11 protein-coding genes and 1 pseudogene are annotated in these 13,624 nt (G+C 35.0%); 3 read left to right on the forward strand and 9 right to left on the reverse strand.

The annotated features are described in order from the left end of the window. Nucleotide 1: 1 nt before the first annotated feature. The 8 genes and pseudogenes from ACQV1I_RS19280 to ACQV1I_RS19315 form a co-directional block, all read right to left on the reverse strand. The gene (locus tag ACQV1I_RS19280; RefSeq protein WP_116334894.1) at nt 2–1,567 is read right to left on the reverse strand and encodes an ABC transporter substrate-binding protein; all 1,566 of its coding nucleotides are present in this window, start codon (nt 1,565–1,567) and stop codon (nt 2–4) included. Between the two features lie 489 nt (nt 1,568–2,056). After that, the gene (locus ACQV1I_RS19285; RefSeq protein ID WP_094700816.1) at nt 2,057–2,743 is read right to left on the reverse strand and encodes a class I SAM-dependent methyltransferase; all 687 of its coding nucleotides are present in this window, start codon (nt 2,741–2,743) and stop codon (nt 2,057–2,059) included. Between the two features lie 547 nt (nt 2,744–3,290). Then, entirely contained in the window at nt 3,291–4,055 is a 765-nt protein-coding gene (locus tag ACQV1I_RS19290; RefSeq protein ID WP_116334896.1) for a CPBP family intramembrane glutamic endopeptidase, read from the reverse strand. Nucleotides 4,056–4,346: 291 nt separating this feature from the next. Then, a complete protein-coding gene (locus tag ACQV1I_RS19295; protein ID WP_116334897.1) occupies nt 4,347–5,015 on the reverse strand; it encodes an ABC transporter permease in 669 nt (222 codons plus the stop codon). Then, complete coding sequence (locus ACQV1I_RS19300; RefSeq protein ID WP_094701014.1) at nt 5,012–5,710, reverse strand: ABC transporter ATP-binding protein; 699 nt, start codon at nt 5,708–5,710, stop codon at nt 5,012–5,014. The genes ACQV1I_RS19295 and ACQV1I_RS19300 overlap by 4 nt, the downstream gene beginning before the upstream one ends. Further along, nucleotides 5,707–6,087: a GntR family transcriptional regulator gene (locus ACQV1I_RS19305; protein ID WP_018674047.1), complete on the reverse strand. Its 381-nt coding sequence runs from the start codon at nt 6,085–6,087 to the stop codon at nt 5,707–5,709. Before ACQV1I_RS19305 ends, ACQV1I_RS19300 begins: the two co-directional genes overlap by 4 nt. Nucleotides 6,088–6,754: 667 nt before the next feature. After that, nucleotides 6,755–8,371, reverse strand: coding sequence for a hypothetical protein (locus ACQV1I_RS19310; protein WP_438769672.1), 1,617 nt, complete (start codon nt 8,369–8,371; stop codon nt 6,755–6,757). A 395-nt stretch (nt 8,372–8,766) separates the two neighbouring features. Next, a pseudogene (locus tag ACQV1I_RS19315) lies at nt 8,767–9,587 on the reverse strand (IS4 family transposase); the annotation flags it as partial. A gap of 245 nt (nt 9,588–9,832) precedes the next feature. On the opposite strand from ACQV1I_RS19315, the gene ACQV1I_RS19320 reads away from it, so the two are divergent. The 3 genes from ACQV1I_RS19320 to ACQV1I_RS19330 are packed head-to-tail and all read left to right on the forward strand — an operon-like array spanning nt 9,833 to nt 11,464. Further along, on the forward strand, nt 9,833–10,258 hold the full coding sequence (locus ACQV1I_RS19320) for a DMT family transporter (RefSeq protein ID WP_116334271.1): 426 nt from the start codon (nt 9,833–9,835) through the stop codon (nt 10,256–10,258). A gap of 20 nt (nt 10,259–10,278) precedes the next feature. After that, nucleotides 10,279–10,971 (forward strand): Crp/Fnr family transcriptional regulator, encoded by a 693-nt coding sequence (locus tag ACQV1I_RS19325; RefSeq protein WP_116334149.1) that lies wholly within the window; start codon nt 10,279–10,281, stop codon nt 10,969–10,971. 19 nt (nt 10,972–10,990) lie between these two features. Beyond that, on the forward strand, nt 10,991–11,464 hold the full coding sequence (locus tag ACQV1I_RS19330) for a DMT family transporter (protein WP_116334150.1): 474 nt from the start codon (nt 10,991–10,993) through the stop codon (nt 11,462–11,464). Between the two features lie 435 nt (nt 11,465–11,899). On the opposite strand, the gene ACQV1I_RS19335 is transcribed toward ACQV1I_RS19330, so the two are convergent. Then, nucleotides 11,900–13,564 carry a glycerol-3-phosphate dehydrogenase/oxidase gene (locus ACQV1I_RS19335; protein WP_116334152.1) on the reverse strand — a complete coding sequence of 555 codons (1,665 nt, stop codon included), beginning with the start codon at nt 13,562–13,564 and terminating at the stop codon, nt 11,900–11,902. Between the last annotated feature and the right edge of the window lie 60 nt (nt 13,565–13,624).

Here is a 13,624-nt window from a genome sequence, read left to right on the forward strand (position 1 = left end):
CTTATTTCACCACAAGTTTTTTAAAATCGATTGGTGCATCGGATAAGCCAGAATAATGGAATTCTGAAATTTTGCTTGAAGTAACAAATTTTTCATCTTTGTAATCGATTGGAATAGCAAGTGTTTCTTCAGAAATACGTTTAAAAATATTGTCGAATATCTCTTGCTGTTTTTTTTCTTGGATTGTAACTGCAAAATCATCTAGTAGATTCGTCAATTTCTCGTCATTTGCAAGAACTCCATGTCCCTCAGCAGTATTATGATAAAGTGAGTTCAAGAAATTATAAGGCAGCAGTGCATCAGTATAGGTACGATAAAAAATCATGTCATACTTTTTCGTGTTCCATAAAACATCATAGTAGCTTTCGCTATCAAAGATATTGATATTTACTTTTACCCCAGCTTTTTTCAAGTCGCTTTCAATAATTTCCGCCTGTTCTTTCCATTCGGGAAATTCTGTTGTTTGGATAACTAGATCAAATGCAAGCACATTGTTTGATTTTTCATAATAACCCTCTGCATTTTCCACGTAGCCCTCTGATTCAAACATACTTCTAGCTTTGTTAAGATCATACGGGATGTTCTCTTGATTATCCGTAGAAACATATTTAACGTTCTCCCGGAATAAGCTAACCAGCTTTTTATCCGATAATGTAGACTTGTTGACGGCCAATTCGATCCCTTTACGGATAGTGGAAGTCAATACTTGATTATCAGGATTGAAGGCTAGAAAATGCGACATCGTTCCTTCGAATTTATGTACATGATAAGATTTATCCTTTCTCAATGAATTGATGTCACTATCCGTGATACTGCCTAATGTTCCTCCGATAACGTCGACCTCGCCGCTTTTAAGCGCTAAAGTACGTGAGCTTCCATCTCCGATCGTCTTGAAATTCACCTGATAATTCACTGGATTTTCATGATTATAATATGGATTTGGCTCCATCAGCACTTGCTCTGCAGAGATTTCCTTCACAGTAAAGGCCCCAGTACCAATTGCCTCTTTGAATGCTCCATCAACTTTTTCACCCTCAACAGAATGCGGACTCATGATTCTTAATGGACGAGTCTGACACAGCTCAGCTAATACTTGATTGGAAATTTTTAAAAAATGCATTGCAACTGTCGCATCATCGATCACTTCGATTTTGTCCAAATTTGTCAGAGTCTGTAAATCACTTGTCTCATTCTTTGCTTTTGCTCGATCAATAGTAAATTTCACAGCCTCCGCATTTACATCGCTGCCGTCAGAAAATTTGACATCCCTTTTTAGATGAAATACATATTTTTTCCCGTCCTCTGATATTTCCCAAGACTCAGCTAGACCAGGCTTGAAGGCTCCTTTTTCGCCATATTCGACTAAAGGCTCATAAACTGCTCCATATAGAGCTATATCTGCATCATAAGAAGTAGCATCTAGTTGCTGAGCATTTGACTCGTTTGAAATAGCGATATTTACTGTCGCCTTCTCATCTTTTTTTGATACATCCTGATTATTAGAAGAGCAGCCCACAAGAGAAATGGCAGCCAGCATAGAAATTACAATCCCGAACACTTTTTTCATTGTTATCATTATTCCTTTCACATTTCCTACTCAAAGGACAACATCGTCTGAAGAACAAGCGTACCCCTTTGTGTGTTTTTTACAGCAAACCAAACTTGGGCAGGGAAAAGTCGTTGTCCGCAGCAAAACTCGAGGGGATGAGCAAGCAAATGGTGCCACTTCATACCCTCGCACTGTTAAGATGCACAGCTTTGCTTTGCAAGGCGGACGGCCATTTCCCATACCGCTTTTCTACAAGGATGAAATCGGTTGATTCATTCAAAGCAACACTTCGAACTTGAGAACAAGCAGCCAGCGCTCAAACAGCCGTAAGATCTCAGGAAATCGGTCATTCATTCATCTTCAGCAGTACACGAAATACATACCATAGAGTCGTACCGCATAATCGATCGTGTTTTCTCAAGCTAGAGCTTGTATCCTTTATGATTTTAACTACCTTTATTTCACATGATCTTTTTTACCGCTTTCTGGCAATGTGCCGTAATCATTTTAAGCGTTACTTCCTGTTTTCCTTGCTTTGATTAGATAAGAATTTTCACAAGATAAAATATAATCATCAACCGATAGATAGAATTCTTTATAATTGGTCACACTATATACCGGTTCAGTGTATTCTTTAAGCAGCTCGACTGAAAATCCATTTTGGATCAGACTATCCACTACCTCAGAAAGCGTCTTGTTCTGCATTTTTGTTGCTCCAAATTGATCTATCTTTTCTTTCATATAATCGAAGCTAGGATTTTTCGATTGATCAGCAAAAGAAGCATAATAGACTCCGCCATCATTTAATACACTCGAAATCATGCGGAAATGTTCATCTATATTTTCAATAAGATATAGTACTGAGGTGCTGATCACCGTATGAAACTTTCTTTCTAATGAAGCAGCATCTCCCGTTTGAAAATATTCGATCGGATACCCATCGACACGTTCTTTTGCAACCCCAATCGCTTTTTTAGCTAAATCAATCCCGCAAGCGCTATAAAAGGGCGTGGTATCATACAATGTCCTTAAAAATCCACCCTGATTACAACCGAAATCCAAAACATCTCGGTTTTTCACATCATCGATGTCAATAAGCTCAATTACCTTTTTCCATCCTTCTTGGTGACTGTCTTCCATCTCCTGATCGCCAGTATTCCCTTTTTGCCACCAATTATCGTATTCTTGTACCAAATTTAACACCCTCCTATTTACATCTCAAATTAAACGAACTTCTTTGACTGATATTATTTTGTATGTTAGTGTTCTTTCTAAAAATCGCAAAAAATATGGCACTTTTTAAAAATTTTCACACACAATTTTATTCATTAGTAAAATATAAATGAAACTCCTATTCTTTAGCAGAATGAATAGATAAAATAAAAATTCAATTACAGTGATGAAGCCATTTCTATTAGTTTTTTATTTCTAACTGATAATCGTAATCATTACGTTTTGGTGGTTTGTATGTTATCAAAAGAGGCACCCACTTGTCAATCATTATTTTCAGATATACCGTTGAATTACGTTTATTAGTTCCTGTCTAGATTAGAGTCAATATCTTGGATTAAAGCTACTACTGGCCGTCATCCTCCAATAGTAGCTTTTTTTGTGCCTAAAATATGCGAATTCGCATATTTTAGGCACAAAAAAGACACCCCCTTAAGAGTGTCATAATTAGTGACTTATTTTTCAAACTATCAACAATAATCACTATAGCCTTTTACTGGTTCAATGCATATTATACAACCAAAAATACCAATAAGAATCCAATCATATCGTGCAAGAAGTGGACAATAAACGATACCCACAAATTTCGCGTTACAATATACGCAAGAGTATGAATAATACGTACGAACCCAATAACAACAATTACTTGAACTAAATTCCACTCATACGTTGAGAGATGTAATAATCCAAATAAAATAGATGATACTAGCAAGGCAACGAGCATGGCCTTCTTACGACTAAATTTTGCTTTTTTATAGAAAAATTGCATTACAGCAATAAATGGTAAAATCGCAATAAGTTCTTCCCCAAACAACTGAAATAAATTGTGAACACCGTTATTAATCAATAATTCTGAGACTAATGATGAAGCTGCTGTTCTAGCTTCATCAGCACTTGCCGTAATCTCCGGATGACCACTCACTGGAAAGAATAGATTTACGACAACTGCTAAAAGTCCGGAACCAATTACAGATACAGGTAGAAAAACTAGTACCATTCCTAAATCTCTCAAAGTTATCTTTCTAAAAAGAGCATATGCTTGGCGTCCTGCTGCCGTTCTCCATCCACAAAATAAAACCAGCGGAAATAAAATAACTGCCAACCATTTTGTCAATTGTTCATTTTCAACAAATAGGCTGATTATTATTAAAAATAAAAGAAAGCAGATTAATGCTCCAAACGTCAACAACCAATTTTTTTGTGTCAATTCAACTGGTGTGCCATTATAAAAGGGAATATCAGATTCTTTAGGCTCCCATTTTAAAAAATTATTCATATTCTTACTCCTTACATTTTTTTGCACGCATTATAATGTATGAATGTCCACATTTTTTCAACTGTCAGTATGACTATTGCAATTTTGGGAACATAAAGAATACTGTAAAAATACAATCTAGGGTTGTTAAGGGTTACCCTGACTGAACGAAGTGAGCCTTATAAGGTTCTTATTCCCCCTTTTCGGGGGAATGGGCAAAAACACCCCTCTATGACAATTGTCTTTTTTTAGCATTGGATTAGATGTTATCATTTTTCCTCCTAAATACATTCTACTTTTAAAGTGAAAGCTTTATATTTCTAATTTTTTATCGATGATACGACCTGTAATAGCTGCTAGGACAATTATGAACAAGCAATTAAAACATAAACCTGAAATAGTGAATCCTTCACTAGGATACAATGATGCATCAATAAAGCCATTTTTATCTATAAACCCAGTACTCTTTATAGTAATTACATTACTTAAAACATCCAATACTAATATTTGGATTGTTACAAATATAGCAAAGAAAATGATGAATAAAATCATTTTACTCATTGATGACTTTATAGGAATCAGTTTTGTAATTACTATGATGAAATAACAAGTGACTAATATACTCATGAAATCGGTTCCCCATAAAAAAACAGCGAGTACATGTTGGAAGATTCCATAGTCATAATTTAAAAAAATTAGACCTATTACTAACAAAAAAATAAACATAGATGTGAAGAAAAATAAATTTGCATATATATTTCTTTGAGCTGAGATATCTGTATAACGAATCATAGAATTTTTAATCGTTTTATTGAAAGACGACAGTGCTATTAAAAGAATAGAAAATGCAGCTATACATAGTAATGTTGTATCTTTTATTTTTAAAAATGACAGAAGTAAAGAAATACTAATAAATCCAAAATAAAGGACGGCAATCTTTTTTCTATTACACTTAAATAAATAGCGAAAAAATGGATTCACTTCTCAAAAACCTCCTTAAATAACTCATGTACTGCTTTTCCATGGTGAAAACGAATTTCTTCTACATTTTCATGTAATACAATATTGCCGTCTTTCAAAAAGATCACCTCATCAAATATATTTTCAATTTCCGCTATTAAATGAGTTGAAATAAGAATGGTACTATTTTCACGATAAAAGTTAAGAATTAAATCTAATACATGCTTTCTAGAAATAAGATCAATTCCACCTAATGGTTCGTCTAATACATATAACTTTGCTTTCCTTGAGAAAGTTAATATAAGCTGTAATATTCCTGTTGTTCCTTTTGATAAGGTGCTTATGTTCTCTTCTAGCGGTATTTTAAACTCGGCTATTAAATCCATTGCTTGTTGTAAATTAAAATCAGTATAAAAATCTCGATAGAAAAACATAGCATCTTTTACTGTCATCCACTTTTCAAAAACAGAACTATCAGGCATAAATGAAACGATTTCTTTCGTTACTAAGCCCACCTTCTTACCTTCAATGGTAATACTTCCTTTAGAAGGGAAGCGTAAACCAGAAATCATTTTTAATAATGTCGTTTTTCCACTGCCATTATTACCAACAAGACCGATAATTTTTCCTTCTGATATTGTTAAGCTTACATCTTGAATCACTGTTTTTAAATCATATCTTTTCCATAGATTTTCAATTTTTAATAACTCTTTCATTCGTTTCCCTTCCTTTTCTTTTCCAAAGAGGACCGGAGTATTGAGAGAATTTCTTCTTCCGTAAATCCTAAGTTGTTCATTCCATTTATAAAATTACCTAGCAACTCTTTTGCCATTTCTTTACGTAGCTCTGTAATTTTTTCTTCATTAGTTGTTACAAATCTCCCTGTTCCTCTGCGTGTCTCAGCAATACCTTCTCGTTCTAACTCCTGAAATGTACGTTGAATTGTATTTGGATTTACTTGTAATTCAGCCGCTAATTCACGTACGGCAGGAATTTTATCACCCGGGGCTAAGCGTCCTGTTACAATTTCCTTTTTGATACACTCCATTACCTGAATATAAATCGGGATATTAGGAGAAAACTCAGTTTTCATTTCTTTCCTCCTCAGTATCAGTGTACTAGATGCATAATACACTAATACTAATTGTGTGTAAATGGTTATTTTAAAAACTATAAATAGAAAATGATATATGTAGTGAATTAGTGTAATCAACAAAGTTCCTTATTTAAAGGTTAACCCTAGGTTTGATTCCGAATATAAGCATTACGTAAACAAACGTCCGAACCTAAATTCGGACGTTTGTTCTTTTATTATCATTATTTATTCCTTTTTCATCAAAGAAATATTACTTATTCTGCGGCTCCTGTCCACTCGCAATCCTTACCCAATCAGCCAGTTCCCCAAGGGATTGACCATAGAAACGGATATTCACGAAATATAAAAACTACCGCCTTACTAGACGATTCGGGCGAGTTATGTTCACTCCCAATTCTTCCCCCCTTGCAGGGGCCTATTACGCCCCTGATCGTGATTAAACCCGTTTCTGATTATATAGTAAAGGTAGGCGTGCACACTTCTTTACTCTTCCTGTGGGTACCCTATCCCGTTAATTAGAAAAGAAAAGCATCTCAATAAGATGCTTTTCTTTGTATATAATCGTATATATAAGAAGCGGTATCACAGTAACTATTATATTCCGTCAGAAATATCCTAGTAACGTTATTGGCACTCCTAGTGAATTCTTGTAATTTAATTTTTTTTATTTTTCATTCTCAATAACTTTAGAAATAGAGTCTTCTGAAGCCAACACTACATTATTTCCTGCAATTCTTGTATGTTCCCATTTTCCCTTATTACTTACTTTAACTTTATCTCCTACTTTATAGGAGTGACCTACCGAAAGGATGACCTCAACTTTCTCCTTTTTTCCTTCGTTGTTTTTGTACTCAACTACAACATAACCATAATTACTATCTGATTCTTTAACCGAACCGATTATAAAGTCTTCAGTTTCATTCTCAATAACTTTAGAAATAGAGTCTTCTGAAGCCAACACTACATTATTTCCTGCGATTCTTGTATGTTCCCATTTTCCCTTATTACTTACTTTAACTTTATCTCCTACTTTATAGGAGTGACCTACCGAAAGGATGACCTCAACTTTCTCCTTTTTTCCTTCGTTGTTTATGTACTCAACAACAACATAACCGTAATCGCTATCTGATTCTATGATCGAACCAATTATAAAGTCTTCGGTTTCATTCTCAATAACTTTAGAAATAGAGTCTTCTGAAGCCAACACTACATTATTTCCTGCGATTCTTGTATGTTCCCATTTTCCCTTATTGCTTACTTTAACTTTATCTCCTACTTTATAGGAGTGACCTACCGAAAGGATGACCTCAACTTTCTCCTTTTTTCCTTCATTGTTTTTGTACTCAACTACAACATAACCATAATTACTATCTGATTCTTTAACCGAACCGATTATAAAGTCTTCAGTTTCATTCTCAATAACTTTAGAAATAGAGTCTTCTGAAGCCAACACTACATTATTTCCTGCGATTCTTGTATGTTCCCATTTTCCCTTATTACTTACTTTAACTTTATCTCCTACTTTATAGGAGTGACCTACCGAAAGGATGACCTCAACTTTCTCCTTTTTTCCTTCGTTGTTTATGTACTCAACAACAACATAACCGTAATCGCTATCTGATTCTATGATCGAACCAATTATAAAGTCTTCGGTTTCATTCTCAATAACTTTAGAAATAGAGTCTTCTGAAGCCAACACTACATTATTTCCTGCGATTCTTGTATGTTCCCATTTTCCCTTATTGCTTACTTTAACTTTATCTCCTACTTTATAGGAGTGACCTACCGAAAGGATGACCTCAACTTTCTCCTTTTTTCCTTCATTGTTTTTGTACTCAACTACAACATAACCATAATTACTATCTGATTCTTTAACCGAACCGATTATAAAGTCTTCAGTTTCATTCTCAATAACTTTAGAAATAGAGTCTTCTGAAGCCAACACTACATTATTTCCTGCGATTCTTGTATGTTCCCATTTTCCCTTATTACTTACTTTAACTTTATCTCCTACTTTATAGGAGTGACCTACCGAAAGGATGACCTCAACTTTCTCCTTTTTTCCTTCGTTGTTTATGTACTCAACAACAACATAACCGTAATCGCTATCTGATTCTATGATCGAACCAATTATAAAGTCTTCGGTTTGTTGTGAATTACTCTCTGCAATAGAAAGACTAGAAGGGTTAGCTGCATTAACTGTTATAATCTCTAATCCTGGAAGATTCGCCCCCAATAAAGTTCCAACACTTAATACGCCTGTTAATACTAATTTTTTCATAGTTGTATATTCTCCATTCATAATTTTTTTGCTATATCTAGTAAATTTTCATCTAATTACCTCCTTAGGTAACTATTATAGTTACAATTTATTTTTTAAGTCAATATAAAAAAACCTTACAATTTTGTAAGGTAAAATAAAATAATAATGATAAAAATAATATAAGGATGTATATTTTTTTATCATTTTTAATAGTATGTACCGAAAAATTACCGTGAAAAAGATATACTGAGTTCCTCTATTCCTCCTCATACAGCAATAGAAAGTCTATTCTAGTCAATAAGATTACGTTTTGAAAAGGTAGCAATAACACTCCGCTGTATCTACAGAGTAGACGCCCCCTACAAGCATATATTTCTTTAGTTAACAAAAGGAGAACGTGGGCCAATTTCGTACTGGACGAACTTAATTACAAGGTTTCCATCCTTGACCAGAAATCCTTGCGTATCTGAGATAGAGGTAAAGGTGAAGAATTCGGCATTCTCATTCTTCTTGATGTGTTTTTGAATCTCCTTGTTAATAATCTCCTTGAAATTTACACCTTGTGCAAATAGATCGGACATTTGTATGTTTTCCCCTTGTTGATCCATCTGGTCTAAATCTTTTAGAGAAAAGTATCCTAAATCTCGAATACATAAATCTCCTGGGCGTAAGGTATCTAAACAATCTGTACCAAAGGTTTTATCATTATTTTTACTTGGCTCCATTTGAAAATTGAGGAATTTTCCACTATGTAAATCATACTGTAGTTGAATTTTAATACCTGCTGTTTGTGCACAACCACCAGAACCAGGATAAATAGAAGCTAAATGATTGGGTACTTGAAAATAGTAGCATCTAAAATACGTATACGTTCAAAATAAGAAGTGTATTGGTTTGGGATTTAAGATGAATCGTTTAGTTGGCTTTTGACTAAAAGGGAAAATATACGTTGTAGAAATAAAACAGCATATTGGTTAAAACGTTGATTAAGTCCTTCTGGGCTCATGAGTGTAGCTGTATTTGCATAAAGCTGACTACATAATCGAGTAAGGGAACTACTTGCTACATGTGGATTGATCCAGATACATAAGGCAGCCAAATCTCGTGCGCCATACTTACTTTTACGTTTTACAAAACCTGTCCCCTGTGCGAGTTGTTGAAGAATATGTGGAGATAGATATCGCTGTAGTTCTTCAACAATCAAATGAAATTCATCTTGAATCGAAATATTCATACAAAAACGCCATCCTTTCTGTATTTTTCTACAAAGAGAATAGCGTTTTTTTCGTTTTATGGATACAATTTCGCTTTAGCTCGATGCCATGTATGGTGACCCCTATTAGAGAACGGAAACGATTATGGGTTTCAAGGGATACTTTGGGAATATCAATTTTTAATAACAATGTGACAATTGTCCTTTTTCATAGGAGCATTTTAGCTTTTAATTACGTTATGGATAAAGGAAATGGTGGTGATTTTTTGAAGGGCGTTTTGTTTGCAATTATTGGAGGAGCATTAATTACACTTCAAGGTACTTTTAATGCAAAACTCAGTTCTGATATCGGTATATGGTCGACAAGTGTTATGACACATTTAATTGGTTTTCTTATTGCAATTTCAGTGTTTTTTATAAGGAAAGAAGGAGCCTTAGTAGATTTAAAAAGTGTTAAAAAAGTATATTTAACATCTGGCGCATTTGGAGCTATTATTATTTTCGCTGAGACTTCTTCCATTTATGCCATGGGGATTACATTAACGGCTGGAACACTTATGGTTGCTCAATTATTAACTGCTACTTTAATTGAAATTAATGGTTTGTTTGATGTTAAAAAGATACAAATGAAAAATCATCATATTGTGGGAACAATAATCATGATTTTAGGTATTCTTGTGTTTAATATGTAGAAGTGAAAGAGGTGTTGAAAATGGATAATAAATCGGGCTTAATTATTCATTATTTGAAAGCCTATAATATCTTTGATGTTTTTTCAAAAATGAATATAGACCATTTTCAGGTAAATCATTTCAAAAAAGGTACTGCCATTTGTGATAAAGATGATGAGATTAATCGTTTATATTTTGTGGTAAAAGGAAAAGTGAAAGTTTATACGATTACACCAGAAGGTAAGAAACTTATCTTACGCTTTATAAATCCTTTAGCAATTATCGGTGATATTGAATTAATACAAAATAGTAAAACACATAATGCCGTTGAAGCATGTTCCGATGTAAGAACAATTTCTATTCCTTTTGAGATTATTAGAAAAAACATGTCACATGATCCTATATTTATGAGCTTTTTGCTTGAGAACATAGCAAACACTTTAAAAATATCGACTAGTTTTACTGCGCTTAATTTACTCTATTCTGTGGAAGTGCGTGTAGCTAGTTATTTACTTTCCATATCAACGGATAGTGCTGGAAAAGTATACAAAGAAGATATGAATTCTACATCTGTATCGAGTATTGCAGATTTTATAGGAGTAAGTTACAGACATGTAATTCGAGTATTACAAAAGTTTTATAAAAACAATCTGATTGAAAAGAAGAATGGAACGATTTTAATTAAAGATTTCTTTAGAATGAAAGAAATTGCTAAGAATAATATCTATGAATAATTAGAAAGGAATAAAAACCATGATAGGATTAATTTTTGCTATCTTAGCAGGGGCGTTAATTAGTTTGCAATCTGTTTTTAATGCAAAGGCAAATGAAAATGTAGGTCATTGGTTAACAACTTCATGTGTGCTTGGCTTGGGACTTATTAGCTCATTTGTATTCCATGTTATTACAGAAAGAAGTTTTATCATTAATTATCACACCACAAATAATCTATATTATGTAAGTGGCATGTTTGGTATCGGTCTAGTCATTTGTATTATAAGAGCTGTTAGGCTATTAGGACCAGCTTATACTGTATTAATTAGTCTTATAACTCAATTAGTAATTGCATTATGTATAGATACTTTTGGATTATTTGGATTAGAGAAAGTACCTTTTCAAATGAACAAATTAGTTGGTATAGGTATGTTGCTAATAGGTGTATTGATTTTTAAAGATTTGCTTCCTTATAAGAAAAAGATAGTTAACTTATACAAGAAAGGTACTTAATAAAGTGTGATTTAAACAAATCAGTAGCAAAAATCCGATTCCCTAACGTACAGGAAATCGGATTTTCTTTATAGATTTTGCTTAGCGTACGAAATTCACGTTTTATTAGCGTTACCCCATCGCCATCAAGCTAAGCATACTAAAAAGTATTATGGTGGTGCGTTCTCATTGATTTTCTATAGAATTCACTAAAATTGGGCACGATCAAATAAACCTATTGAATAGGTATTTTAAAATATTGAAATATCAAAGACCGTTTTCTTTTCGAAACGGTGAGATTTCCGTCCATTTTTCTCTAAAAGGCAAAAAGTACGTAGAAAAATTTTTGATAATTCTTGGGTGTCCTTTTGTAATTCGAAATACCCTGAATCCCTTAGATAACAAAAAAAGGAATCGTTTGCTGCCCAAGCTCTTTGCTTACAACAGAGCTTTCTATCATTCTCTGATCGGAATAACGGCATCATGTATGAACTGCTCTAGACGTTTCTGATGATTACTCACTTCTTCTCTGCTCCACCCCAGCTTTTGGGCCATATAGGCGATAACGGGCTCCTTCCAATCTCGAACCCCCTGTATATTAAAATAGAGGTCTCCTGTGCGACGAATAAAGAAATCCTCTGGAGTCGTTGTCATCTCTTCTTCTATCGCATACATAAGGGGTCCAAAAACATGTGTAGGCAATCCGGATTCCGCTCTTTCTGCCTCATGTTCACTTATTCGTGAGAAAATGCGAGATACATTTGACCCATATCGAGCAACTAATTGCTCCGCTTCCTGTTCGGATAGACCGATCGAGATGCCTTCCTTTATCTTGTCCTTCTTAAATAACTCAAACTTGTCGGCTCCGCCTACATCACCGCCAGATAAACGGATTTGATCAGTTGTACAACATGGATAATTCCCTTGACCTTCTGTTTTGAATTGCTCGACTAGTAGATCAACAATTCTCTCAGCCATTTTGCGGTACCCAGTCAGCTTCCCGCCTGCAATTGTTAAAAGATTTGATTCGGACATAAAAATCTCATCCTTACGCGAAAGCTCAGATGGGGATTTGCCATCCTCGTGTATTAACGGACGTAAGCCTGCCCAGCTTGATTCTACGTCTTCTCCTGTCAATTCAAGCGATGGGAACATAAAATTAGCCGCACGAAGAATGTAGTCTCGATCCTCTACAGTCATTTTGGGGTTAGCAATGTCCCCCTGATAGTTCGTATCCGTTGTTCCTACGTACGTCTTATTATCTCGTGGAATAGCAAACACCATGCGTCCATCCGGTGTATCAAAATAAATCGATTGTTTTAACGGAAATCTGTTTTTGTCAATCACGATATGAACACCTTTGGTGACATGTAGTCTCTTGCCTTTTTTAGAGCCATCGATTTCTCGAATGGTATCAACCCATGGACCTGCCGCATTAATGATTTTCTTGGCACGGATCGTAATTTTTCCGCCACTGATTTGGTCAATAGCTACGACCCCTACTACCTTGCCATGCTCATACAACAAATCCTCTGCTTTTACATAATTGATAGCTGTTGCTCCCCGTCGCACCGCTTCCTTCATCACTTCCATCGTGAGTCGAGCATCATCTGTCCGATATTCTACGTAATAACCGCCACCTTTTAGCTTTTCCTTGGCCAATAGCGGCTCTTTTGCTAGCGTTTGCTCCTTGTTCAGCATGATACGACGCTCATTTTTCTTAACCCCGGCTAATGCGTCATACACTCGTAAGCCTATCGAAGTAGCAAATTTACCATACGTTCCTCCTTCTATCATAGGAAGAAGCATCCACTCTGGCGTAGTGACATGGGGAGCATTTTCATAGACGATGGCCCGTTCCCGTCCTACCTCCGCAACCAGCTTAAATTCCAGCTGTTTTAAATAGCGCAAACCTCCATGCACTAGTTTTGTCGAGCGACTAGAGGTCCCGGCAGCAAAATCCTGCATGTCAATCAAAGCCGTATTTATCCCACGTACTTGTGCATCCAGTGCTATTCCCGCCCCAGTGATTCCGCCTCCGATCACCAATAGATCATATTCCTGTATCTCCATATCACGCAATAATTGTCCGCGATATAAGCTTGAAAATGGCTTTGTCATCTCACTCACTCTCCTGTACATAATAACGAACACAATTCTTCGTCAGGTGAATAAAAAAAG

Origin of the sequence: Brevibacillus sp. JB24b, from assembly GCF_051713385.1 — a bacterium.
Lineage (GTDB): Bacteria > Bacillota > Bacilli > Brevibacillales > Brevibacillaceae > Brevibacillus_B > Brevibacillus_B laterosporus.

Excerpts from the sequence above, each read along its gene's own strand:
- ACQV1I_RS19280 (WP_116334894.1), bottom strand. The coding sequence starts at position 1,567 with ATGAAAAAAGTGTTCGGGATTGTAATTTCTATGCTGGCTGCCATTTCT.
- ACQV1I_RS19290 (WP_116334896.1), bottom strand. The coding sequence starts at position 4,055 with ATGAATAATTTTTTAAAATGGGAGCCTAAAGAATCTGATATTCCCTTT.
- ACQV1I_RS19300 (WP_094701014.1), bottom strand. The coding sequence starts at position 5,710 with ATGAAAGAGTTATTAAAAATTGAAAATCTATGGAAAAGATATGATTTA.
- ACQV1I_RS19305 (WP_018674047.1), bottom strand. The coding sequence starts at position 6,087 with ATGAAAACTGAGTTTTCTCCTAATATCCCGATTTATATTCAGGTAATG.
- ACQV1I_RS19310 (WP_438769672.1), bottom strand. The coding sequence starts at position 8,371 with ATGAAAAAATTAGTATTAACAGGCGTATTAAGTGTTGGAACTTTATTG.
- ACQV1I_RS19325 (WP_116334149.1), top strand. The coding sequence starts at position 10,279 with ATGGATAATAAATCGGGCTTAATTATTCATTATTTGAAAGCCTATAAT.
- ACQV1I_RS19330 (WP_116334150.1), top strand. The coding sequence starts at position 10,991 with ATGATAGGATTAATTTTTGCTATCTTAGCAGGGGCGTTAATTAGTTTG.
- ACQV1I_RS19335 (WP_116334152.1), bottom strand. The coding sequence starts at position 13,564 with ATGACAAAGCCATTTTCAAGCTTATATCGCGGACAATTATTGCGTGAT.